Below are 23,937 nucleotides of genomic sequence, written 5' to 3'. Positions count from 1 at the left end.
CCCGTAAGGGGCGCGGGGAACTGCGCGAGCAACCGAGACGGCGCCGCAGGGGCCCACCGCCCGGTCCGCCCGGGACCGTACAAAGACGGCCGGAGACGGCCACGGCTCACGTCGGCTCCCCCAGCCGTTAGGCTGGAGTCGTGGCAGTCGTCGATGTATCCGAAGAGCTGAAGTCCCTCTCCTCGACCATGGGGTCGATCGAGGCCGTCCTGGACCTCGACAAGATGAGGGCCGATATCGCTGTGCTCGAGGAGCAGGCAGCGGCCCCCGACCTCTGGGACGACGTGGAGAACGCCCAGAAGGTCACCAGCAGGCTGTCCTACCTCCAGGGGCAGCTGCGCAAGGCCGAGGAGCTGCGAGGCCGCGTCGACGACCTCGAGGTGCTGTTCGAGCTGGCCGCCGACGAGGGCGACGAGGACACCCAGGCCGAGGCAGAGGCCGAGCTGACCGCGGTCCGCAAGGCGGTCGACGAGCTGGAGGTGCGGACGCTCCTCTCCGGCGAGTACGACTCCCGCGAGGCCGTCGTGAACATCCGTGCCGAGGCGGGCGGCGTCGACGCCGCCGACTTCGCCGAGAAGCTGCAGCGCATGTACCTGCGCTGGGCCGAGCGGCACGGCTACAAGACGGAGCTGTACGAGACCTCGTACGCCGAAGAGGCCGGCATCAAGTCGACCACCTTCGCCGTCAACGTGCCGTACGCCTACGGCACGCTCTCCGTGGAGCAGGGCACGCACCGCCTGGTCCGGATCTCCCCGTTCGACAACCAGGGCCGCCGCCAGACGTCGTTCGCCGGCGTCGAGGTGCTGCCCGTCGTCGAGCAGACCGATCACATCGAGATCGACGAGTCGGACCTGCGGGTGGACGTGTACCGCTCGTCCGGCCCCGGCGGCCAGGGCGTCAACACGACCGACTCCGCGGTCCGCCTGACGCACATCCCCACCGGCATCGTGGTCTCCTGCCAGAACGAGCGCTCGCAGATCCAGAACAAGGCCACCGCCATGAACGTCCTCCAGGCGAAGCTGCTGGAGCGGCGCCGCCAGGAGGAGCAGGCCAAGATGGACGCCCTCAAGGGCGACGGCGGCAACTCCTGGGGCAACCAGATGCGGTCGTACGTCCTGCACCCGTACCAGATGGTCAAGGACCTGCGGACGGAGTTCGAGGTCGGCAACCCGCAGGCGGTGCTGGACGGCGACATCGACGGCTTCCTGGAGGCCGGCATCCGCTGGCGCAAGCAGCAGGAGCAGGGGAAGTAAGCCGGGAACTCCCGCAGCAACCGTCGCCTTCGGGGCGGCGGTTGCTTTTTGTTGTGGTGATTTGGTTACAGTCGTACGCCGCCGAGCCCCATAAAGCCCCGCAATACGGTCATCCGCTCTTTATTTGACCTTGACGGTCCGTTGGGATCTGGGAAGGGTAGTGCGCGGCATGCGTATGTCTGGGGCGCGTGTGAAACGGGGGATCGAGCGAACCGCCCGCGAAGCGGGCCGCGAGTCGCGTACCCCCATCGGCCTCGCCCCGCACAGAAATGCCCCAATGACACATGAGCTACTGGGGGTAGCAACCAGATGACCAAGAAGACGCGGGTGCGCGTGGCGCGCGTTGCGGCCGGTGCGGTGATAGCGCTGGGCGCTTCGCTGACCGTGACGGGTGCCGCTTCGGCGACCGAGGCGGGCCAGCCGAACGCCACGAGCGACGACGGTGTCGGCCTCATCGGCGGCATCTTCGGCGGCAGCGGCGACGACGGCGACGACAACGGCGGCCAGGACGCCGGCCAGGACGGCGGCGACGAGAGCGCCGGTGGCCTGATCGCCGGTGCCGACGGCGGCGAGGAGAACGGCGGCGGCGACGGCGGCGTTATCGGCGGCGAGGACAACGGCGGCCAGAACGGCGGCGACGACAACGGCGGCGTCATCGGCGGCGACGACAACGGCGGCGCGATCGGCGGTGACGACAACGGCGGCCAGAACGGCGGCGACAACGGCATCGGCGGTGGCGACGGCGGCAACGGTGGCGACAACGGCATCGGTGGCGGCGACGGCGGCAACGGTGGCGACAACGGCATCGGTGGCGGCGACGGCGGCAACGGTGGCGACGACAGCACCGGTGGCGGCAACGGCGGCGACAACGGTGGCGACAACGGCGCCACCGGCGGCAGCACCGGCGACGTCAGCGGCGGCGACGAGGGCACCGGTACCGACAACGAGGGCACCAAGCCGGTCGAGCAGCCTGGCGACTCCAAGGAAGACATCGCCAACACGCCCGGTCAGGCCCAGGACACGCCCAAGGGCGGTCAGCAGCAGGCCAACGGCGAGCTGGCCGAAACCGGTTCGTCCGGTACGACCTTCCTGCTGATCGGTGCGGCGACGATGATCGCCGGTGGCATCGGCTTCCGCATGATGCCGCGCCTGATCAACAAGGGCGGTGCCGCCGCGGCCTGATCCAGGCCCGGCGCGGCACCGTAAAACGTGCCGCAGCAGCGTGACGCACAGCAGAGGGCCCGGCGCAACCCGCGCCGGGCCCCTTTGCGTATGCGTCTCGCTCGCGTATCTGTCCAGTCCGTAGGTGATCTCTCGGGATCAGGTGATCTCTCGGGATCAGCCGGGGGTCAGCCCACCCGTCGCCAACAGGCCCACCGCGACCAGCGCCACCAGCAGCACCACAAGGGTCGCCGGGGTGACCTGCGCGAAGAGCCCGGTCAGGCCGCTCTGCTGCTGCAGCCGCTCCCTGCTGGCCCGGCACACCGGGCAGCGGCCCTCGCTCACGGGGGCCGCGCAGTTGGCGCACACCAGTCGGTCGTACGTCATGCGACCTCCTTCTCACCAGCTCCAACGCGCGGGCCGGCGCATTGGTTCCCTCTTCTACTGTGCCAGCTCGCCGGTCCCACGGCGCGCGTACCGGAATCCTTGCAGCGCACAGCGTATTCAGGCCGTGAGCGGGCCCTCTTCCGGAGCCGGAATGTGCTCGTTTTGTCCCCGTAGGTGCCGTGAATAAACGCACCAAGACCGGACGCCGACTGCGCCGCGGCTCGTGCTTCGCGTATGGTCACGCTCACCGACGGGAGCCGCAACTCGGCAACCCGTGCCCCTACCCAGGTCGACCGTGGTGCATCAGTGATCCGATTCGACAACGTCTCCAAGACCTACCCGAAGCAGAACCGCCCCGCGCTCAGGGACGTCTCGCTCGAGATCGAACGAGGCGAGTTCGTCTTCCTGGTGGGGTCCTCGGGCTCCGGTAAGTCCACCTTCCTGCGGCTGCTCCTGCGCGAGGAGCGGGCCAGCCATGGCGCGGTGCACGTCCTTGGCAAGGACCTCGGGAAGCTGTCCAACTGGAAGGTCCCGCAGATGCGGCGCCAGATCGGCACCGTCTTCCAGGACTTCCGGCTGCTCCCGAACAAGACCGTCGGGCAGAACGTCGCGTTCGCCCTGGAGGTCATCGGCAAGCCGCGCGGCCAGATCCGCAAGACCGTCCCCGAGGTGCTCGACCTCGTCGGCCTGGGCGGCAAGGAAGACCGGATGCCGGGCGAGCTGTCCGGCGGTGAGCAGCAGCGCGTGGCGATCGCCCGGGCGTTCGTCAACCGCCCGATGCTGCTGATCGCCGACGAGCCGACCGGCAACCTCGACCCGCAGACCTCCGTCGGCATCATGAAGCTGCTGGACCGGATCAACCGCACCGGCACGACGGTGGTCATGGCGACCCACGACCAGCAGATCGTCGACCAGATGCGCAAGCGGGTCATGGAACTAGAAAAGGGCCGGCTCGTACGCGACCAGTCGCGCGGCGTGTACGGCTACCAGCACTAAGCGTGTACGGCCCCCAGTACTGAAAGGACGCCATGCGCGCCCAGTTCGTCCTGTCGGAGATCGGCGTCGGTCTCCGCCGAAACCTCACGATGACCTTCGCCGTCATCGTCTCCGTGGCTCTCTCGCTCGGCCTCTTCGGCGCCTCGCTGCTGATGCGCGACCAGGTCAGCACGATGAAGGGCTACTGGTACGACAAGGTCAACGTCTCGATCTTCTTCTGCAACAAGAACGACGCCGACTCCGGCGCCAACTGCGCCAAGGGTGCGGCCACCACGCAGCAGAAGAACGACATCCGCGCCGAGCTGGACCGGCTGCCGATCGTCGAGAAGGTCCAGTACGAGTCGAGTGACCAGGCGTACAAGCACTACAAGGAGCAGTTCGGCGACACGCCCGTCGCGGGCCTCGTCACCCCCGACCAGCTGCCCGAGTCCTTCCGGGTCAAGCTGAAGGACCCGACCAAGTTCGCGGTCATCAAATCGGCCTTCAGCGAGCGGCCCGGCGTCCAGGAGGTCCAGGACCAACGGGACACCGTGGAGCCGCTGTTCAACCTGCTCAACGGCATGAACATCGCCGCGCTGTGCGTGATGGGGCTGATGCTGGTCGTTGCGCTGCTGCTGATCGTCAACACCGTACGGGTGTCGGCGTTCAGCAGGCGGCGGGAGACCGGGATCATGCGGCTGGTGGGCGCCTCCAGCTTCTACATCCAGATGCCGTTCATCCTGGAGGCCGCCATCGCCGGCCTGATCGGCGCCGCGTTCGCGTGTGTCCTGATCGTCGGCGGCAAGTTCATCCTCGTGAACAACTGGCTGGCGGAGAAGATCCAAGTGATCAACTTCATCGGCTGGGACTCCGTGGTGGCGGTCCTCCCATTGGTCCTGCTCATCGGCCTGTTGATGCCGGCGCTCGCCGCGTTTTTCGCGCTCCGCAAGTATCTGAAGGTGTGAGTTATGCCAAGAGCGCCGTACGGGCAACTGCCCGTACGGCGCTTCTTTCTGGCCTAGACTCACCGGCATGTCGGGCCGATTGCACTTTGTCCGGCCCCGCCGCATCCGCCGCGGGGCGGCCCTGACGTTGGCCATCGCGAGCGTGCTCGGCACCGGCGCGGCAGCCGGTAGCTGGAGCGGCGAAGGCCGAGAAGGGACGGGGCACCGGATACCGGTACGTACTGTCGCTGACGACCACTCAGCCGGGAACGGCACGGCGGACCGCGAGGCCGTCGAGGAGGCCGCCAGCGAGGCGCTCAAGGCCGGCAAGTCCGGCACCCAGGCCGCCGCCGACGTGGTCAGCCGCAGCGGCGACCGCTGGTCGACGGTCTACACCGCGGGCGAGTACGAGGACTTCAGACAGCAGCTCGACGGCGAGTACGTCGGCGTCGGCCTCTGGCTGCGCCACGCCGAGGGCGGCCACGTCCGGGTCTCCCGCGTCCGCCCCGACAGCCCCGCGGCGCGGGCCGGCATCGCGCCCGGTGACGCGCTGCTCGCCGTCGACGGCCACCCCACCCGGCACCGCCCGGTCACCGAGGTCGTGGCCCGGCTGCGCGGCGACGCCGGTGACGGGCCGCACCCCCGGGCCGCCGCGGCCCCCGGTACGCCCGTGAGGCTCCAGCTCCAGCGTGCGGACCTGCACTGGTCCGCGACGCTGCACCGCGCCCGGCTGCGCACGGCGAACGTCACGGTCGAGCGGCCGGCGGCGCCCGGGGGCATGACCCGGATCAAGGTCGAGGCGTTCGCCAAGGGCACCGGCGAGGAGGTGCGCGAGGCGGTCCGCTCGGCGCCGCCCGGCGGCATCCTGCTGGACCTGCGGGGCAACACCGGCGGGCTGGTCGCGGAGGCGGTCACGGCGTCCGCCGCGTTCCTCGACGGCGGCCTGGTCGCCACGTACGACGTGCGCGGCAGCCAGCGCGCGCTCTACGCCGACCGCGGCCGGGCCACGAAGTCGCCGCTGGTCGTGCTGGTCGACGGCGGCACGATGAGCGCGGGCGAGCTGCTGGCGGGGGCGCTGCAGGACCGCGGCCGGGCGGTGGTGATCGGCTCGCCGACCTTCGGCAAGGGCTCGGTCCAGATGCCCAGCAAGCTCCCGGACGGCTCGGTCGCCGAGCTGACCGTCGGCCACTACCGCACGCCGTCGGGGCGAGGCGTCGACGGCCGCGGCATCGTCCCCGACATCCCCGCCGACGACCGGGCGGAGAGCCGGGCCAGGACAGTAATGAGTGGCCTCGGAGGCGGGTCGTAGTGCGAAAATGGCCGCACTATGGCTAAGGCGAACGCGAACACGAAGGCGAAGCGGCAGGCCGCGGAGGCCGGGCGCAAGCTCATCGCGCAGAACAAGAAGGCGCGGCACGACTACCTCATCATCGACACCTACGAGTGCGGCCTCGTGCTCTCGGGTACGGAGGTGAAGTCGCTGCGGCAGGGCCGGTCCTCCCTGGTGGACGGCTTCGTCCAGATCGACGGCGGCGAGGCGTGGCTGCACAACGTGCACATCCCCGAGTACGCGCAGGGCACGTGGACGAACCACGCGGCGCGCCGCAAGCGGAAGCTGCTGCTGCACCGCGAGGAGATCGACAAGCTGGCGTCGAAGTCCCAGGAGACGGGCCACACGATCGTCCCGCTCCAGCTGTACTTCCTGAACGGCCGCGCGAAGGTCGAGATCGCGCTGGCCAAGGGCAAGAAGGAGTACGACAAGCGGCAGACCCTGCGCGAGCAGCAGGACCGTCGCGAGGCGGACCGCGCGATCTCGGCGGTGCGCCGGCGGCAGCGGGCCTGACCTGCGCGGAAGGCCCGGCGAAAGCCGCTGGGAATATGCTGGCACGGTGCCACGTTGTTCCCGTACGATGGCACATGTACCCCGCAGGACGGGGTGCACGGACTCCCGCGCGAGCGGGGGGCCACCTTTGAAAAAACAACATGGGGATGATCGGTTTCGACAGCGGATGTCGAAGCAGGGGAAGCGAGCCGAGGAAGCGGCAATGATCTCGTTAACCATATGTCGCAACCAATAATCGCCAACACCAAGCGCGATTCCTTCGCCCTCGCTGCCTAAGTAGCGACCTGCGAAGTGTCAGCCCGGGGATGATCCCGACCCGGTTCCTGGCATCAGCTAGGGGTCTTATCCACTGAGCCCGGTCACGGGGTTCTGTGGAGACATCAAACAGTGACTGAGCCCGTCGGAGACTTGTCCGCGTGATCTCCGGGGCCGAGAAAATCGCAGCGGACTGCGCTCGGAGAAGCCCTGATTCTGCACCGTTGGACGCGGGTTCGATTCCCGCCATCTCCACCGAGCGGGGGCTCAGGCCCCCGACGTCCCATGTGGGCGAAGCCCCGCTGCCGTCAGGCAGCGGGGCTTTCGTCATGCCGGGCCCATGGCGGAGCCGCCGGATGTGGCGTCCCGCGCCATACCGGGCACCGCGGCGCGCTCCTACCGTCCTCGGGCATGTACAAGACAATCAAAGGTGCGCTGAGCACCCTGCTCGCGGCCGTCCTGGCCGCCCTGTTCCTGCCGTCGGGCCCGGCCCACGCGGCCACCGGCACCCTCGAGGAGGTCACCGGCTTCGGCACCAACCCCGGGGCGCTGCGGATGTACCGCTACGTGCCCGAGGGGCTGCCGGCCGGCCGCCCCGTGGTCGTCGCGCTGCACGGCTGTACCCAGAACGCCGCCACGTACGGCCGGCAGAGCGGCTGGACCGAGCTCGCCGACCGCTGGGGCTTCTCCGTGGTGCTGCCGGGCCAGACCAGCGCCAACAACCTCAACAACTGCTTCAACTGGTTCCAGGCGGGCGACATCGAGCGCGGCCGGGGCGAGGCCGCCTCCATCCAGCAGATGACCGCCCGCCAGCTCGCCGACGCCGGCGGCTCCCGGGCGTACGTCACCGGGCTGTCGGCCGGCGGCGGCATGACGGCGGTCATGATGGCCGCGTACCCGGAGATGTACACGGCGGGCGGCGTGGTCGCGGGCCTCCCGTACGGCTGCGCGCAGGCGGCGGGCTCGCCGTACGTCTGCATGTACGTGGGCGCCGCGCAGACGCCCGCGCAGTGGGGCGACCGGGTACGGGCCCAGAATCCGGGATACACCGGTCCCTGGCCCCGGCTCACGGTCTTCCACGGCACGTCCGACACGACCGTCAAGCCGGTGAACATGGCCGATCTCGTCGAGCAGTGGACGAACGTGCACGGCACCGATCAGACGGCGGACGCGAAGGACACGGTGGGCGGCTATCCGCACGCGGTGTACCGGGACGCGGCGGGCGCCGTGGCCGTGGAGACGTACGAGATCACCGGCATGGGGCACGGGCAGCCGCTGGACCCCGGTACCGGCCCCGCGCAGTGCGGCACGGCCGGCGCCTACATGCTCGACGTGAACCTCTGCGCCGCGTACGAGATGGGCAGGGGCTGGGGCCTGGGCGCCTGAGCCCGCGCGCAGGCCCCGCCCGGCTCACCGGAAGGCGCCCGTCCCACCGGAAAGCGGCCGGCTCACCGGAAGGCGCGGAAGAACTCCCGCAGGTCGTCCAGCAGCAGGTCCGGCACCTCCAGGCCCGGGAAGTGGCCGCCGCGCGGGTACTCCGTCCAGCGCACCACCGCGTCCGACCGGTCCGCGAGATGGCGTACCGGGAGGGCGAGGTCGGCGGGGAGGACCGCGACGGCGGTCGGGGTGGTGGACGGCACCGTGTTCCCGCCCCAGCCCGCCCCGGAGTGCATCGCCTCGTAATAGAGGCGGGCGGAGGACGTGGCGGTGCCGGTGAGCCAGTAGAGCATCACGTTGGTCAGGAGGCGGTCGCGGCCGACCGCCTCCTCGGGCGTGTCCCGGGAGTCGGTCCACGCCTTGAACTTCTCGGTGATCCAGGCGAGCTGGCCCACGGGGGAGTCGGTGAGCGCGTACCCGAGGGTCTGCGGACGGGTGGACTGCAGCATGCCGTAGCCCATCTCCTCCTTCTGGACCTGCGCGCGTCGCTCCAGAGAGGCGTGCACCTCGGCGAGCTGGTCCTCGAGGAGGCCCGCGCGCTCCTCCTCGGTGGGCTCGGCGGTGGCCACGGCCGAGGGCAGCAGCGTCAGATGGACCGCGGCCACCGCCTCCGGGTGCAGCCGGCCCCACTCGCGGGCGATCATCGCGCCCCAGTCGCCGCCGTGCACCCCGTACCGCGCGTACCCCAGCCGCCGCATCAGTCCGGCGAAGGCGGCGGCCATGCGCTGGACGCCCCAGCCGGGCTGCCGGGGCGGCGGGGAGAAGGCGTAACCGGGCAGGGAGGGCGCGACGACGTCGTAACCGGCCTCGGTGAGCGGTCCGATGAGGTCGAGGAACTCGACGACCGAGCCGGGCCAGCCGTGCAGCAGGACCAGGGGCAGCGCGTCCGGGGCGCCGGAGCGGACGTGGAGGAAGTGCACGGTCGTGCCGTCGATGACGGTGGTGAACTGCGGGATGCCGTTCAGCTCGGCCTCGTGCTTCCGCCAGTCGTACCGGTCGCACCAGTAGGCGGTGAGGTCCTTGAGGTACTCCAGCGGCACGCCCTGGCTCCAGCCGACGCCCGGCAGCTCATCGGGCCAGCGGGTGCGGGCGAGGCGTTCGCGCAGGTCGGTGAGGTCGGCGTCGGGGATGTCGATACGGGACGGGGAGACGGCGGCGCCGGTTTCGGTGTGCGATCGGTCAGCGGTCATGGGGCCGACGCTAGGGGGTGCCGCGGACAGTGCGCGGCCCCGGCGCGGCATCAGCTCCGCCGGGCCGCCCGGCGGCGTCCCAGCAGCGCCACGGCCGCCGCCAGCGCCGCCGCGGTGGCCGGTACGGCGTATCCGGAGCCGTCCGGGCCCAGATGGTCCGTGGCCCAGCCGCCCGCCGCCGAGCCGGCCGCGATGCCGGCCAGCAGGGCGGTCACGGCGAGCGTCAGGCTCTCGTTGACCTGGCCGGCGGGCGTCAGGGCCTGCACCCGGCCCATGCCGGTGACCATGGTCGGCGCGGTCGCCATCCCGGCCACCAGCAGAGCGCCCGCCAGCACCGCGAGGCTGCCGCTCGCCGCCCCGAGGAGCGGGAGCAGCATCAGGGCGGCCATGGCCGCCACGCAGCCGGTGAAGCGCGCCGCGGGCCGCCCCGAGGGCGGCAGCAGTCCGTACAGCAGGCCCGCGGCGCACGACCCGGCCGCCTGCAGCGCCAGGATGCCGCCCGCCGCCGCCCGGACCCCGTGCCCGTCGGCGAAGCCGATCGTGACGACCTCCAGGGACCCGAAGACCGCGCCCGTGCAGAGGAAGGTCAGCAGGAGCGGCGGCAGGCCGGGGCTGCGCAACAGGGAGCGGGCACGGTCCGTACGGGGCGCGGTCGGCGGCTCCGTACGGCGCTGCGCGGCGAACAGCAGCACACCGGTCAGCAGCAGCCCGGCCCCGGTGAGCGTGCCCGCCTCCGGGAACAGCGCCGTGCACAGGAAGGCCGCGAGCACCGGGCCGAGCATGAAGCACGCCTCGTCCGCCGCCTGTTCGAAGGAGTTCGCGGTGTGCAGGGCGCGGGGGTCGGCGCGGAAGAGGTGCGCCCAGCGGGCGCGGGACATGCCGCCGGTGTTGGGCGTGGTGGCCGTGCAGAGGTACGCGGCGAAGAGCGTCCAGGCGGGCGCGTCGAGCCGTACGCACAGCACGAGGGCGAGCGAGCCGGCCACCGCGAGCAGCGCGGCGGGCGGCGCGACCCTGGCCTGTCCGTACCGGTCGACCAGCCGCGCGGTCCAGGGCCCGACGACGGCGGTCGCGGCGAGCCCGGTGGCGGTCACGGCCCCGGCCAGCGCGTACGAGCCGCGCGATCCGGCGATCATCAGGACCGCGCTGACGCTGAACATGCCCATGGGGAGCCGCGCCATGAGGTTGGCCGCGGTGAAGGCCCGGGTGCCGGGGACGGCGAAGATCCGGGCGTACGGGCGGAGGAACGGCAGTCGCGGGACGCCGGCCGGCGGGCGGCGGCGCGGGCGGGCGGGAACGGGCGGGGCGGTCACGGGCCGGGAGGCGAGGAAGAGGATCACCCGTCCACGGTCGGGCAGGCCGCCTGGCACCGTCCAACACCTCTTCACCACGCATTCACCGTCTCCCGTTGTCAATCCGTTGGCCGGACGGTCCCCGTGCCGCCACTTGGTCTTTGTCACCATGGGCGCGTGCCCCACGACATAGAGCCGCGACTCCTGCGGGCCTTCACGGCCGTCGCCGACGAGCTGCACTTCACCCGTGCCGCCGCCCGTCTGTACGTCGCCCAGCAGGCCCTCAGCCGGGACATCCGCCGCCTGGAGCGCGACCTCGGCACCGTGCTGTTCCTGCGCACCACCCGTCAGGTGCGCCTCACCCCCGAAGGCGAGCGGCTGCTCCCGTATGCGCAGCGCGTGCTGGCCGCGCACGACGAGCTGTCCGCGGCGTTCCACGGAGCGGCCGCGCCCGAGCAGCCGCTGCTCGTCGACGTCGGCGCGCCCGTGGGCACCGCGCACCGGGTACTGGAGCGGGCCCGGGCGGCGGCGCCCGGCCTGGAGTTCGCCGCGCGCTTCCACAGCGGCCTGACCGGCGCCGCCGAAGGGCTGCTGACCGGCGGCCTGGACGTGTCCTTCGGGCGGGTCGGGGGGCTGCCCCGCGGCGTGCGGACCCGGCTGGCCCACCACCCGGTGCGGTACGAGCCGATGGCCGTCCTGCTGCCCGCTGAGCACCCGCTCGCCGCCCGCGCTGCCGTGCCCGTGGACGCGCTCGCGGGGGAGACGCTGTACACCGGGGCGGGCAACGCGCACACCGCGGAGTGGACCGCCCTGGCGGCGCGGCTCTTCGAGGGGCGCGGCATCCGGGCGGCGGCGCCGTACCCGGAGATCGACGGCCCGGCCGAATTCCTCCGCGTCGTACGGAAGCGCGGCTGGTCCGTACTGGCCAGCGTCGAGTTCATCGAGGTGCCCGGGATGGTGCTGCGGCCCCTCGTGGACCCCGTACCGCTGTCCCCGGTGTCGGTGGTCTGGCGGCGGGGGCTGCGCCACCCGGGGCTGGACGCGCTGCTGGCCGCGGCGCGCGAGCTGGGCCGGGAGGGCGGCTGGCTGACCCTTCCCGAGGGCGCCTGGCTGCCGCCCGAGGACGCCCGGCTGATGGCGGCCTGAGCGCCGCGCAGCGTGCCCCGAACAGTACTCACCGTGCTCCGCGGCCCCGGGTGAGCGCGATATTGCGTCGGTGACACCTGGCGGCACGGCGGCGAAACGCGCCGTCCCTAGCTTCGGACCGGAGGAACCTGAGAGCTGGGAGGCGCGATGACGGCAGCACGCACGGGCAAGCGGTGGATCGAGGAGTGGGACCCCGAGGACGAGGCGTTCTGGGAGCGTAAGGGGGAGCGGATCGCGCGGCGGAACCTGTGGTTCTCCGTGCTGTCCGAGCACATCGGGTTCTCCGTGTGGAGCCTGTGGTCGGTGATGGTCCTGTTCATGGGGCCCGAGTACGGGCTGGACCCGGCGGACAAGTTCTTCCTGGTGGCCGTGCCGACGCTGGTCGGCGGCGTGCTGCGGGTGCCGTACACCTTCGCGGTGGCGAAGTTCGGGGGACGGAACTGGACGATCATCAGCGCGCTGATGCTGCTGGTGCCGACCACCGCCGCGTGGCTGGTGATGGAGCCGGGGACGTCGTACCTCACGTTCATCCTGGTGGCGTCGCTCACCGGTGTCGGCGGCGGCAACTTCGCCTCGTCGATGACCAACATCAATTCCTTCTATCCGCTGCGGAAGAAGGGCTGGGCGCTCGGGCTGAACGCCGGCGGCGGCAACATCGGCGTGCCAGTGATCCAGCTTGTGGGGCTGCTGGTCATCGGGACGGCGGGGGCCGCCTCGCCGCACATCGTGCTGGGGATCTACATCCCGCTCGCGGTGGTCTCCGCGGTGCTGTGCGCGCTGTTCATGGACAATCTCGCGCCGGTGAAGAACGACACGGGTGCCGCCAAGGACGCGGCCCGCGACCCGCACACCTGGATCATGTCGGTGCTGTACATCGGGACCTTCGGGTCGTTCATCGGGTACAGCTTCGCCTTCGGGCTCGTCCTGCAGAACCAGTTCGCGCAGACGCCGCTGCAGGCGGCCTCGCTCACCTTCATCGGGCCGCTGCTCGGCTCGCTGATCCGGCCCGTGGGCGGCAAGCTCGCCGACCGCTTCGGCGGCGCGCGCATCAGCCTGTGGAACTACGCCGCGATGGGTGCCGCGACGCTCGTCGTGATCTACGCGTCGGTGCTGAAGTCGCTGCCGCTCTTCCTCGTCGGGTTCATCTCGCTGTTCGTGCTGAGCGGGCTGGGCAATGGGTCGACGTTCAAGATGATCCCGGGGATCTTCCAGGCGAAGGCGGTACGCAAGGGGCTGACCGGCGAGGCGGCCGCTTCGTACGGGCGGCGGCTCTCGGGGGCCTCGATGGGGCTGATCGGGGCGGTCGGCGCGCTCGGCGGCCTCGGGATCAACCTGGCCTTCCGGCAGGCGTTCATGACGGCCGGTTCCGGCACCCCCGCCTTCGTGTCCTTCCTCGTCTACTACGCCCTGTGCGTGGCCGTGACCTGGGCCGTATACCTCCGGCGCCCGGCACCGGAGCCGCACTCGCCGACCGAAGAGGCGCAGCGCCCGGCATACGCGGAGGTGTGACCCGCCGCACCCGAGGAGTGGCCCCGGAGGGAACGTCCGGGGCCTCCGGGGCGTAACACTGGGGAAATAACGGTGAACCCGGGTCGTCACGGACCCTTGGCAGCATCAAGAACCCATCCGGTCCACTGGCCCGCCCCGGGACGGGCGGCCCGGAGCCGGTGAGGCCAGGCCGCCGTTGAGCCGGCGCACAACACTGCGAAGCGGGACGAGAGCCACTATGCACGACGGACAGCGAAACGAACTGCGGGACGACAGCGGGCCGCCTCAGCAGGGCGGCGAGCGGGGCGGCGGGCTGCCGCTGGCCGGGTTCACGGTCGGAGTGACCGCGGCCCGGCGCGCCGCCGAGCTCGGCACGCTGCTGGAGCGCCGCGGCGCCGAGGTCGTGCACGCGCCCGCGCTGCGCATCGTGCCGCTCACCGACGACGCCGAGCTGCTGGCCGCCACCAAGCAGCTCATCGACGACGCGCCGGACATCGTCGTGGCCACCACCGCCATCGGCTTCCGCGGCTGGGTGGAGGCCGCCGAGGGCTGGGGCCTGGGCACGCCGCTGCTGGAGCGGCTGGGCGGCGTCCAGCTGCTCGCCCGCGGCCCGAAGGTGCGCGGCGCGATCCGCGCCGCCGGCCTCACCGAGGAGTGGTCGCCCGCCTCGGAGTCCATGGCCGAGGTGCTGGACCGGCTGCTGGAGGAGGGCGTGGCCGGCAAACGGATCGCGGTCCAGCTGCACGGCGAGCCGCTGCCCGGCTTCGTGGAGTCGCTGCGCGCCGCGGGCGCCGAGGTGGTCGGCGTCCCGGTCTACCGCTGGATGCCGCCGCAGGACATCGGCCCCGTCGACCGCCTCCTGGACGGCATCCTCGCGCGCACGGTGGACGCGGTGACGTTCACCAGCGCCCCGGCCGCCGCTTCGCTGCTGCGCCGCGCCGAGGAGCGGGGCGTCCGGGGCGAGGTGCTGGACGCGCTGCGGCACGACGTACTGCCCGCGTGCGTCGGCCCGGTGACCGCGCTGCCCCTGGAGAACGAGGAGGTCGCCACGGTCCAGCCGGAGCGCTTCCGGCTCGGCCCGCTCGTGCAGCTGCTCTGCCACGAACTGCCGGGCCGAGTCCGCCCGTTGCCGGTCGCCGGGCGCCGCGTGGAGATCCGCGGGCACGCGGTCCTCATCGACGGCGAGCTGCGGCCCGTGCCGCCCGCCGGCATGTCCCTGCTGCGCGCGCTCGCCAAACGGCCCGGCTGGGTGGTCTCGCGCGGCGACCTGCTGCGGGCGCTGCCCGGCGCGGGCCGCGACGAGCACGCGGTGGAGACCGCGATGGCCCGGCTGCGGGTCGCGCTGGGCGCGCCGAAGCTGATCCAGACGGTGGTCAAGCGCGGCTACCGACTGTCCCTGGACCCGCACGCGGAGACGAAGTACGCGGACGCGTAAGGGCGTTGACCGTACCGGCGGGCCGGCGGCGGCGCGCATGAGAGGACGGTACCGAGGGTTCCGGCCGGGCGCCGGGCCGGGCACTCTGGAGGGAGACGTTGTCCCCGAAGGAGTGACAGGCACATGGCGGCCCCTTACGACCTGCGGTTCGACTGCGGGCGGATCTGCCTGGACCTGGTGGCCACGGCCGGCGAGCCGCCGGCCGAACGGCTCCTCGGCCCCGACCACTTGCGGGCCTGGCTCGTCGGCGCGGGCGTCGTCCCGCGCAGCACCGCGCTCGACGCCGTCGACGGCAGCTGGGTCGCGCGCTTCCGGGCGCTGCGCGAACTGCTGCGGCGCATCGTGCACGACGAGATCCGCGGCCGGGCGGCCGACCGTGACCTGGCGCTGCTCAACGCCACCGCCGAGGCCCCGCCCCCGCCCGACCGTGCCGTACGCGTGGACGGCGTACTGGAGCGCCGCCCGGCCCGCCCGCCGGACTGTGCCGGACTGATGTCCGCGGTCGCCCGGGACGCCGTCGCGATGCTGACCGACGCGGTGGCCCGCGGCCAGCTGCGGCAGTGCGAGGGCGAGGCGTGCTCGCGGATCTACCTGGACACCTCGCGCGGGCGCCGGCGGCGCTGGTGCTCCAGCGAGGTGTGCGGCAACCGCGAACGGGTGGCCCGCCACCGCCGCCGCGCCACCCTCGGACCGGCCTCCCGCGTCACGGGCTGAACACCGGAGCCCCCGCGTCCGTACTCCCCTGGACCAGCCCGTCAGCGAAAGCTGTCCGTACTGTCGACCGGGGAGTGGCGTTGCGCAAGGATGCCGTCGTGGCCGACCGGACGACGCCCGACGAAGAGCTCATGCGGGCCTTGTACGAGGAGCACGCGGGACCGCTCCTCGCGTTCGTCCTGCGGCTGGTGGCCGGCGACCGGCACCGCGCCGAGGACGTCGTACAGGAGACCCTGCTGCGCGCCTGGCGCAACGCCGACCAGCTGCAGCGCGCGACCGGCTCCGTACGCCCCTGGCTGGTCACCGTGGCCCGCCGGATCGTCATCGACGGGCACCGCAGCCGCCAGGCCCGCCCCCAGGAGGTGGACGCCGCGCCCCTGGAGACGCTGCCCGCCGCCGACGAGATCGACCGCGCGCTGCGGCTGATGACGATCTCCGAGGCGCTGGCCGACCTGAGCCCGGCGCACCGGGAGGCCCTGATCGAGACGTACTTCAGGGGACGTACGGTCAACGAGGCGGCGGAGGTGCTGCGGGTACCGCCCGGGACCGTACGGTCGCGGGTCTTCTACGCGCTGCGCTCCTTGAAGCTCTCGCTGGAAGAACGAGGAGTGACGGCGTGAACCGGCCCCATCCGCCCGCCGAGCCGGCGGACCACACCGATGTCGGCGCCTACGCGCTCGGCGTCCTGGACGCCGCGGACGCCGCCCGCTTCGAGGAACACCTCGCGGGCTGCGACCGCTGCGCCGCCGAGCTGGACGGCCTGCTGGGCCTGGCGCCGATGCTGGCGGGCCTCGCCGACGACGGCACGGGCGCCCCGCCGTCCGAGGCCACACTCGCCCCGACGCCCTCCCGGCGCGTCCTGAGCGGCCTGCTGGGCGAGGTCGCCGCGACCCGGCGGCGCGGGCGCCGACGGCGCCTCGCGCTCGTCGCGGCCGCCGCCGCGCTGATCGTCGGCGGGCCGCTCGCCACCCTGGCCGTCACCGGGGGCGAGCCGCGGCCGCCGCGGCAGACCGCGAGCCCGGCCGAGCAGATGTACGACAGCGGCGGCCGCAAGCACACCGCGGTCGACCCGGTCACCAAGGTCACCGCGGGCGTGACGATGACCGACCGGCCCTGGGGCACCTCCGTCGCCCTCCGCCTCGGCAACGTCAAGGGCCCGCTGAGCTGCTCCCTCATCGCGGTCGGCAAGGACGGCGAGCGGCAGACCGTGACCACCTGGGCGGTGCCCTACGACGGGTACGGCATCAAGGGCGGCACCACGAAGTGGAGCCGGCAGCCGCTCTACACCAATGGCGGCGCCGCCCTGCACCGCGCCGACATCGACCGCTTCGAAATCCGCACCCTGAACGGCGAGCGGCTGGCCGCCGTCGACGTCTGACCGGCTCCTTCACGCGCCTCACAGGTGCGCCCGCGACCTGCTTCGCGTACGGTTGACGGCTGCCCTACGCACAGCAGAAGGGGGCCTGGGTGGCCGCGCAGAACGCCACGCACGCGCCGGAGAACTCCACGCACGCGCCGGATTCCGTAGTACCCGACAGCGACTCCGTACGCGCCCGCGAGATCGCGGGCGAGCAGTCGCACCTGGACCGGGTGTACCGGCGCCTCGAGGAGAAGATCGACGAGGCGCAGTTCCTGATGGCCGACGCCGCCAAGCGCGGCCAGGTCGGCACGCCCGGCGCGCTCGCCGAGCGGGACGCGCAGGTCTTCCAGGCCGGCGTCCATCTGCACCGCCTCAACTCCGAGTACGAGGACTTCCTCTTCGGCCGCATCGACCTGCTCCTGGGCAAGGACGGCAAGCGCGGCCCGGACGGCGCGTACACCTCCGTCGAGCCCGCCGACGGCGCGATCACCGAGGACAACCGCGCGGAGATCGCCGAGACGCTGCACATCGGGCGGCTGGGCGTACTGGACGCGGACTACTCGCCCCTGGTCATCGACTGGCGGGCACCGGCCGCCGCGCCGTTCTACCGGGCCACGCCCGTCTCCCCGGGCCGCGTCGTGCGCCGCCGTGTCATCCGCTCCAAGGGCCGCAAGGTCCTCGGCGTCGAGGACGACCTGATGCGCCCGGAGGTCACCGCCACCCTGGCCGGCGAGGAGCTGCCGGCGGTCGGCGACGGCGCGCTGATGGCGGCCCTCGGCCGGGCCCGCAGCCACTCCATGCGCGACATCGTCGCCTCCATCCAGGCCGAGCAGGACCTGGTGATCCGCGCGCCCGCCGCCTCCGTCACCGAGGTCGAGGGCGGCCCCGGCACGGGCAAGACCGCGGTCGCCCTGCACCGCGCCGCCTACCTGCTCTACCAGGACCGGCGCCGCTACGCGGGCGGCATCCTCATCGTCTCGCCCACCCCGCTGCTGGTCGCCTACACCGAAGGCGTGCTGCCCTCGCTCGGCGAGGAGGGCCAGGTCGCCATCCGCGCGCTGGGCTCCCTCGTGGAGGGCGCGGAGGCCACCGCGTACGACCCGCCGGAGGTGGCCCGCATCAAGGGCTCCTCGCGGATGGTGAAGGTGCTGCGCAAGGCGGCCCGGGGCGCCCTGGAGCTGTCCGCGGACGCCGCTCCGGCCGGGGAGCCGGACGGCCAGCTGGCCTTCGGGTACGACGAGGAGGACGCGGCCCCGGCCGTACGCACCGACCGCCTCCGCGTCGTCGCCTTCGGGGCCCGCGTCGAGCTGGACGCCGCCGAGCTGCGCCGCATCCGGCAGGCCGTGCTCGGCGGTACCGCGCCGGTCAACCTGCTGCGCCCGCGCGCCCGCCGGCTGATCCTGGACGCGCTGTGGGCGAAGACCGGCGGCGACCGCCGCTACAGCGACCCGGAGCTGGCCGCCGAGGCGCGCTCCGGCTTCGACGAGGACATCACCACCGAGCAGGACTTCGCCGACTTCCTGGACGCCTGGTGGCCGGAGCTGACCCCGCGCCGGGTGCTGGCCGCGATGACCGACGAGAAGCTGCTGGGCCGCTGGTCGCGCCGGGTGCTGCAGAACCGCGAGGCGCGGCTGCTGGCCCGCTCGCTGGGCGGCCGCCTGGACGCGCAGGGCCAGGGCCCGCTCTCCGTCCACGACGTCGCGCTCCTGGACGAGCTGCAGCTGATCCTCGGCGCCCCGGCACGCCCGGCCCGGCCCCGTGAGGCGGACCCGCTGGACCAGCTCACCGGCCTGGAGGAGCTGACCACCTTTGCGGACCGTAATTCCTCGGGGCGCAGCCGCCGCGAGCGGCTCGCGGAGGAGCGCACGGACTACGCGCACGTCATCGTCGACGAGGCGCAGGACCTCACGCCCATGCAGTGGCGGATGGTCGGCCGCCGCGGCCGGCACGCGACGTGGACCGTGGTGGGCGACCCGGCGCAGTCCTCGTGGTCGGACCCGGACGAGGCCGGCGAGGCTCGGGACGAGGCGCTGGGCACCCGCCCGCGCCGCCGCTTCACCCTCACCGTGAACTACCGCAACCCCGCCGAGGTCGCCGAGCTGGCGGCCCGGGTGCTGGCGCTGGCCATGCCGGGCATGGTCGCGCCGGAGGCGGTGCGCTCCACGGGCCTGCGGCCGCGGTTCGCCGTCGCGGGGGACCGGCTGGGGGACTCCGTACGGGAGGAGGCGCGCCGGCTGCTGGACGAGGTGGACGGCACGGTGGGCGTGGTCGTGGCCATGGACCGCCGGGAGGAGGCCCGGGGCTGGCTCGCGGACCTGGGCGACCGGGTGGTGGCGCTGGGCTCGCTGGAGGCCAAGGGGCTGGAGTACGACGCGACGCTGGTGGTCTCGCCCGCCGAGATCGCGGACGAGTCGCCGGCCGGGCTGCGGGTGCTGTACGTGGCGCTGACCCGGGCCACGCAGCGGCTGACGGTGGTCTCCGGGGCCCGTGACGAGCCGGACGCGGACGGGGTGCCGGACCTGCTGCGGGACTGACCCCGGACGGATTTCCGGCGGACTCCCGCGACGGGAATCGCTTACAGGGAAGGTTTGTTAGCCTGTATGTGGCACCGGCCCGATCCAAGCCCCCGGGCCCAACCATAGTCGCTGCGAGCGACCACTTGCCGCGAGGCGAGCATGGCGGGTCGGTGCCACCTAAAGCGTCACGGAGAGGTCCGTGTCAGAGGTTCGGCCGGAAGGTCAGCCGATGACGCGGACCTCTTCTGCTTGCGGGCCCTTGCGCCCCTGGGCGATCTCGAACTCCACCTTCTGGGTGTCCTCCAGATTGCGGAATCCGTCCCCCTTGATCGAGCTGTAGTGGACGAAGACGTCCGGCCCGCCGTCCTCCTGCGCGATGAATCCGTAACCCTTCTCGGAGTTGAACCACTTCACGGTGCCCTGAGCCATTTTGCCCGTCCTTGCGTGTGTCTTGGGGTGCTGCGCGCCAGATACTAAGGGCGGTACGCCAGATTTCCTCCCTATTCAGGCCGTTTTTCAGGCAAAGGAGTGGGGGGTTCCGCCGAGCTGACCAGCTCTCGTATTGTGGAAGTGTCTTTCCGAAACTTGTGGCTGGTTACCGTGTACCAGCCGGTAGGTGGGACGATCGGACGATGCGCAGGGCATCCGAGCTCCTGGGACAGCGCATAGGGAAGCAAGGGAAAGCAGAGGAAGTCGGCCATGGCAACGGCGCCTAGCGTTTCGTATTCGATGACGGTGCGACTGGAAGTTCCCGCGAGCGGCACCGCCGTCAGCCAGCTCACCACGGCCGTGGAGTCCTCCGGCGGGTCGGTCACCGGCCTCGACGTGACCGCTTCCGGCCACGAGAAACTCCGGATCGACGTCACCATCGCCGCGACGTCCACCTCGCACGCGGACGAGATCGTCCAGAAGCTGCGCGAGATCGAGGGCGTGTCGCTGGGCAAGGTCTCCGACCGTACGTTCCTGATGCACCTCGGCGGCAAGATCGAAATGTCGTCGAAGCACCCCATCCGCAACCGTGACGACCTCTCGATGGTCTACACCCCCGGCGTCGCCCGCGTCTGCCAGGCCATCGCCGACAACCCCGAGGACGCGCGCCGCCTGACCATCAAGCGCAACAGCGTCGCGGTGGTCACCGACGGCTCCGCCGTCCTCGGCCTCGGCAACATCGGCCCCAAGGCCGCACTGCCCGTCATGGAGGGCAAGGCGGCCCTCTTCAAGCGCTTCGCCGGCATCGACGCCTGGCCGATCTGCCTGGACACCCAGGACTCCGACGCGATCGTGGAGATCGTCAAGGCCATCGCCCCCGGCTTCGCGGGCATCAACCTGGAGGACATCTCCGCGCCCCGCTGCTTCGAGATCGAGGCGCGGCTGCGCGAGGCCCTGGACATCCCGGTCTTCCACGACGACCAGCACGGCACCGCCATCGTCGTGCTCGCCGCCCTGACCAACGCGCTGCGCGTGGTCGGCAAGGACATCGAGGACGTCCGCGTCGTGATGTCCGGCGCGGGCGCCGCCGGTACGGCCATCCTCAAGCTGCTGCTCGCGGCCGGCGTCAAGCACGCCGTCGTCGCCGACATCCACGGTGTCGTGCACGCGGACCGCGAGGACCTGGTCGACGCCGACCCCGACTCGCCGCTGCGCTGGATCGCGGACAACACCAACCCCGAGGGCATCACCGGCACCCTCAAGCAGGCCGTCGTCGGCGCGGACGTCTTCGTCGGCGTCTCGGCGCCGAACGTCCTGGACGGCGACGACGTGTCCCGGATGGCCGACGGCGCGATCGTCTTCGCACTCGCCAACCCCGACCCGGAGGTCGACCCGGCGGAGGCCCGGCAGACCGCCGCCGTCGTGGCCACGGGCCGCTCGGACTTCCCGAACCAGATCAACAACGTGCTGGTCTTCCCGGGCGTCTTCCGCGGCCTGCTGGACGCGCAGTCGCGTACGGTCAACGAGGAGATGATGCTGGCCGCGGCCGGCGCGCTCGCGGACGTCGTCCTGGAGGACGAGCTGAACGCGAACTACATCATCCCCAGCGTTTTCAACGACAAGGTCGCCGGCGCCGTCGCCGGAGCCGTCCGGGACGCCGCGCACGCCGCCGGTACGGCTGTGACGGGCGGCACGACGGCCTGAGTACGGCGCGTCGCATGACACCGGGCCCTCAGGGCCCCCATAGGGTGGCGGGCAGCGCATTGCTGGCCGCCACTCGGTGATCGGGCCCGAGCATGGTGCGGAGCGTCACCGTAGCGTCACCTTTTCGGAGCGATGGCGCTCTTCGTGTGACCCTCCAGGGCGCCGGATTGGCTTTACCGCCGCAGGTGGGGGCAGGATGCGTTACCGGGCGCGAGGGTCTGAACCACAGACCCGGGTCCGGGGACTGTCCGAGGGCCCTGGCAGCATCGGCTTCGCTGTGCCTGATGCGGCTCCGCCGCGTGGCACGCCCATTGGCAAGAAGAACACGGGAGTAATACATGAACCGCAGTGAGCTGGTGGCCGCTCTGGCCGACCGTGCCGAGGTGACCCGCAAGGACGCCGACGCCGTTCTGGCCGCGCTCGCCGAGACCGTCGGTGAGATCGTTGCCAAGGGCGACGAGAAGGTCACCATCCCCGGCTTCCTCACCTTCGAGCGCACCCACCGTGCCGCTCGCACCGCGCGCAACCCGCAGACCGGCGACCCGATCCAGATCCCGGCCGGCTACAGCGTGAAGGTCTCCGCGGGCTCCAAGCTCAAGGAAGCCGCCAAGGGCAAGTGATCCGGCACCGTGCTCCCGGGACGACGGAGCACGGGCCGCATCCCAGGAGAGGCAGCCATCCCGGCCGGATGGCTGCCTTTCGCATGGGTACGGGCCGCTGGTACATACCGCGGCAGGGCCCGTGTACGGCCCTGAGAACGCCGAAGGGCGGGCACCCCGGCCAGGGTGCCCGCCCTTCGGCGTCAGGCGCTTGAGCCGTCACTGGAGCCGTTCACCGGCCCCGCACGCTCAGCCGTTCCGCGGTCAGCTTTTGAGCGCGCCGTTCGGCAGTTCGACCTTCGCGCCGAGCTCGACCAGCTTGTCCATGAAGTTCTCGTAGCCGCGGTTGATCAGGTCGATGCCGTGCACGCGGGACGTGCCCTGTGCCGCCAGCGCCGCGATCAGGTACGAGAAGCCGCCGCGCAGGTCGGGGATGACCAGGTCGGCGCCCTGCAGCCGGGTGGGGCCGCTGACGACCGCCGAGTGCAGGAAGTTCCGCTGGCCGAAGCGGCACGCCGAGCCGCCCAGGCACTCGCGGTACAGCTGGATGTGCGCGCCCATCTGGTTCAGCGCGGAGGTGAAGCCGAGGCGCGACTCGTAGACCGTCTCGTGGACGATCGACAGGCCGGACGCCTGGGTCAGCGCGACCACCAGGGGCTGCTGCCAGTCGGTCTGGAAACCGGGGTGTACGTCGGTCTCCAGGGCGATGGCGTTCAGCGGGCCGCCCGGGTGCCAGAAGCGGATGCCGTCGTCGTCGACCTCGAAGGCGCCGCCGACCCGGCGGTAGGTGTTCAGGAAGGTCATCATCTCGCGCTGCGAGGCGCCGCGTACGTACACGCTGCCCTCGGTGGCGAGCGCCGCGGACGCCCAGGAGGCCGCCTCCAGGCGGTCCGGGAGCGCGCGGTGGTTGTAGCCGCCGAGCTTGTCGACACCGGTGATCCGGATGGTCCGGTCGGTGTCCATGGAGATGATCGCGCCCATCTTCTGCAGCACGCAGATGAGGTCCTCGATCTCGGGCTCCACGGCGGCGTTCGACAGCTCGGTGACGCCCTCCGCCAGTACGGCGGTCAGCAGCACCTGCTCGGTCGAGCCGACGGACGGGTACGGCAGCCGGATCTTGGTGCCGCGCAGCCGCTGCGGGGCCTCCAGGTACTGGCCGTCGGCCCGCTTCTCGATGACCGCGCCGAACTGGCGCAGCACGTCGAAGTGGAAGTCGACCGGCCGGCCGCCGATGTCGCAGCCGCCCAGGCCCGGGATGAAGGCGTGGCCGAGGCGGTGCAGCAGCGGGCCGCAGAAGAGGATCGGGATCCGGGAGGACCCCGCGTGCGCGTCGATGTCCGCGACGTTGGCGCTCTCCACGTGCGACGGGTCGAGGATCAGTTCCCCGGACTCATCGCCCGGGCGTACGGTCACGCCGTGCAGCTGCAGCAGGCCGCGCACGACGCGCACGTCGCGGATGTCGGGCACATTGCGCAGCCGGCTCGGCTCACTGCCGAGCAGCGCGGCGACCATGGCCTTGGGCACGAGGTTCTTCGCGCCGCGGACCTTGATCTCGCCCTCCAGCGGTGTGCCGCCGTGGACAAGCAAAACGTCGTCGGTCATGGATCTCGCGTTCCTGGAGACGGACAGGGACCAAGCTGAAATGGTAAGGGCGGTGCAGGGGTAGTCCGTAGGGTCGAGCGGCCCTGGCGCGTGTAATAGCTTTGTCACAACACGTACGGTTTATCGGGCGGAACGCACCGTGATGTGCAAGACGGCCCGGATGCCGGGTGGGTCGTACTGCGTCCCCTCCGGCCGGAGTACGTGCATACC

Annotated in this window: 21 protein-coding genes and 1 other RNA gene; 17 read left to right on the top strand and 5 right to left on the bottom strand. The window is 71.9% G+C overall.

Annotated features, from left to right (window positions below):
- Positions 1 to 140: 140 nt before the first annotated feature.
- Both prfB and ACIGXO_RS33005 read left to right on the top strand, forming a co-directional pair.
- The gene (gene prfB, locus ACIGXO_RS33010) at positions 141 to 1,253 is read left to right on the top strand and encodes a peptide chain release factor 2 (protein ID WP_399794245.1); all 1,113 of its coding nucleotides are present in this window, start codon (positions 141 to 143) and stop codon (positions 1,251 to 1,253) included.
- Positions 1,254 to 1,562: 309 nt separating this feature from the next.
- On the top strand, positions 1,563 to 2,435 hold the full coding sequence (locus ACIGXO_RS33005) for a hypothetical protein (RefSeq protein WP_399794243.1): 873 nt from the start codon (positions 1,563 to 1,565) through the stop codon (positions 2,433 to 2,435).
- A 156-nt stretch (positions 2,436 to 2,591) separates the two neighbouring features.
- On the opposite strand, the gene ACIGXO_RS33000 is transcribed toward ACIGXO_RS33005, so the two are convergent.
- Positions 2,592 to 2,801, bottom strand: coding sequence for a hypothetical protein (locus ACIGXO_RS33000; RefSeq protein WP_351601800.1), 210 nt, complete (start codon positions 2,799 to 2,801; stop codon positions 2,592 to 2,594).
- A 306-nt stretch (positions 2,802 to 3,107) separates the two neighbouring features.
- On the opposite strand from ACIGXO_RS33000, the gene ftsE reads away from it, so the two are divergent.
- From ftsE to ACIGXO_RS32970, 6 genes are all read left to right on the top strand, one after another.
- A complete protein-coding gene (gene ftsE / locus ACIGXO_RS32995; RefSeq protein WP_030614506.1) occupies positions 3,108 to 3,797 on the top strand; it encodes a cell division ATP-binding protein FtsE in 690 nt (229 codons plus the stop codon).
- A gap of 32 nt (positions 3,798 to 3,829) precedes the next feature.
- Complete coding sequence (gene ftsX / locus ACIGXO_RS32990; protein ID WP_030250383.1) at positions 3,830 to 4,741, top strand: permease-like cell division protein FtsX; 912 nt, start codon at positions 3,830 to 3,832, stop codon at positions 4,739 to 4,741.
- 67 nt (positions 4,742 to 4,808) lie between these two features.
- On the top strand, positions 4,809 to 6,029 hold the full coding sequence (locus ACIGXO_RS32985; RefSeq protein WP_399794239.1) for a S41 family peptidase: 1,221 nt from the start codon (positions 4,809 to 4,811) through the stop codon (positions 6,027 to 6,029).
- Between the two features lie 18 nt (positions 6,030 to 6,047).
- Complete coding sequence (gene smpB / locus ACIGXO_RS32980) at positions 6,048 to 6,563, top strand: SsrA-binding protein SmpB (protein WP_399794237.1); 516 nt, start codon at positions 6,048 to 6,050, stop codon at positions 6,561 to 6,563.
- A gap of 142 nt (positions 6,564 to 6,705) precedes the next feature.
- Positions 6,706 to 7,076: a transfer-messenger RNA gene (gene ssrA, locus ACIGXO_RS32975) on the top strand.
- Between the two features lie 153 nt (positions 7,077 to 7,229).
- Positions 7,230 to 8,204, top strand: a complete 975-nt coding sequence (locus ACIGXO_RS32970; RefSeq protein WP_399794235.1) for an alpha/beta hydrolase family esterase — start codon at positions 7,230 to 7,232, stop codon at positions 8,202 to 8,204.
- Positions 8,205 to 8,266: 62 nt separating this feature from the next.
- On the opposite strand, the gene ACIGXO_RS32965 is transcribed toward ACIGXO_RS32970, so the two are convergent.
- Both ACIGXO_RS32965 and ACIGXO_RS32960 read right to left on the bottom strand, forming a co-directional pair.
- On the bottom strand, positions 8,267 to 9,445 hold the full coding sequence (locus ACIGXO_RS32965) for an epoxide hydrolase family protein (protein ID WP_399794233.1): 1,179 nt from the start codon (positions 9,443 to 9,445) through the stop codon (positions 8,267 to 8,269).
- Between the two features lie 50 nt (positions 9,446 to 9,495).
- Positions 9,496 to 10,782 (bottom strand): MFS transporter, encoded by a 1,287-nt coding sequence (locus tag ACIGXO_RS32960; protein WP_399794334.1) that lies wholly within the window; start codon positions 10,780 to 10,782, stop codon positions 9,496 to 9,498.
- A gap of 129 nt (positions 10,783 to 10,911) precedes the next feature.
- Here ACIGXO_RS32960 and ACIGXO_RS32955 point away from each other — a divergent pair, with 129 nt between their 5' ends.
- The 7 genes from ACIGXO_RS32955 to ACIGXO_RS32925 all read left to right on the top strand — a co-directional run bounded on the left by ACIGXO_RS32955 (position 10,912) and on the right by ACIGXO_RS32925 (position 19,411).
- Positions 10,912 to 11,880: a LysR family transcriptional regulator gene (locus ACIGXO_RS32955; RefSeq protein ID WP_399794231.1), complete on the top strand. Its 969-nt coding sequence runs from the start codon at positions 10,912 to 10,914 to the stop codon at positions 11,878 to 11,880.
- A 147-nt stretch (positions 11,881 to 12,027) separates the two neighbouring features.
- A complete protein-coding gene (locus ACIGXO_RS32950) occupies positions 12,028 to 13,389 on the top strand; it encodes a nitrate/nitrite transporter (protein ID WP_399794229.1) in 1,362 nt (453 codons plus the stop codon).
- Positions 13,390 to 13,606: 217 nt separating this feature from the next.
- Positions 13,607 to 14,803 (top strand): uroporphyrinogen-III synthase, encoded by a 1,197-nt coding sequence (locus ACIGXO_RS32945; protein ID WP_399794227.1) that lies wholly within the window; start codon positions 13,607 to 13,609, stop codon positions 14,801 to 14,803.
- A gap of 123 nt (positions 14,804 to 14,926) precedes the next feature.
- Positions 14,927 to 15,517, top strand: a complete 591-nt coding sequence (locus ACIGXO_RS32940; RefSeq protein WP_399794226.1) for a CGNR zinc finger domain-containing protein — start codon at positions 14,927 to 14,929, stop codon at positions 15,515 to 15,517.
- Positions 15,518 to 15,648: 131 nt separating this feature from the next.
- Positions 15,649 to 16,137, top strand: coding sequence for a sigma-70 family RNA polymerase sigma factor (locus ACIGXO_RS32935; RefSeq protein ID WP_245654258.1), 489 nt, complete (start codon positions 15,649 to 15,651; stop codon positions 16,135 to 16,137).
- Entirely contained in the window at positions 16,134 to 16,895 is a 762-nt protein-coding gene (locus tag ACIGXO_RS32930) for an anti-sigma factor family protein (protein ID WP_399794224.1), read from the top strand. The genes ACIGXO_RS32935 and ACIGXO_RS32930 overlap by 4 nt, the downstream gene beginning before the upstream one ends.
- Before the next feature lie 89 nt (positions 16,896 to 16,984).
- A complete protein-coding gene (locus tag ACIGXO_RS32925) occupies positions 16,985 to 19,411 on the top strand; it encodes a HelD family protein (protein ID WP_399794222.1) in 2,427 nt (808 codons plus the stop codon).
- A gap of 204 nt (positions 19,412 to 19,615) precedes the next feature.
- Here ACIGXO_RS32925 and ACIGXO_RS32920 read toward each other — a convergent pair whose 3' ends face one another.
- Positions 19,616 to 19,822: a cold-shock protein gene (locus tag ACIGXO_RS32920; RefSeq protein ID WP_399794220.1), complete on the bottom strand. Its 207-nt coding sequence runs from the start codon at positions 19,820 to 19,822 to the stop codon at positions 19,616 to 19,618.
- A gap of 270 nt (positions 19,823 to 20,092) precedes the next feature.
- Here ACIGXO_RS32920 and ACIGXO_RS32915 point away from each other — a divergent pair, with 270 nt between their 5' ends.
- Positions 20,093 to 21,526, top strand: a complete 1,434-nt coding sequence (locus ACIGXO_RS32915) for an NAD-dependent malic enzyme (RefSeq protein WP_399794218.1) — start codon at positions 20,093 to 20,095, stop codon at positions 21,524 to 21,526.
- 338 nt (positions 21,527 to 21,864) lie between these two features.
- The gene (locus ACIGXO_RS32910) at positions 21,865 to 22,146 is read left to right on the top strand and encodes an HU family DNA-binding protein (protein ID WP_003954777.1); all 282 of its coding nucleotides are present in this window, start codon (positions 21,865 to 21,867) and stop codon (positions 22,144 to 22,146) included.
- 243 nt (positions 22,147 to 22,389) lie between these two features.
- On the opposite strand, the gene murA is transcribed toward ACIGXO_RS32910, so the two are convergent.
- Complete coding sequence (gene murA, locus ACIGXO_RS32905) at positions 22,390 to 23,727, bottom strand: UDP-N-acetylglucosamine 1-carboxyvinyltransferase (protein ID WP_031063319.1); 1,338 nt, start codon at positions 23,725 to 23,727, stop codon at positions 22,390 to 22,392.
- Positions 23,728 to 23,937 lie beyond the last annotated feature (210 nt).

The organism is Streptomyces sp. NPDC053542, assembly GCF_044544685.1.
GTDB lineage: Bacteria > Actinomycetota > Actinomycetes > Streptomycetales > Streptomycetaceae > Streptomyces.
The sequence above is the reverse complement of the archived record's forward strand: the minus strand, read 5'-3'. Positions and strand labels throughout refer to the sequence as shown.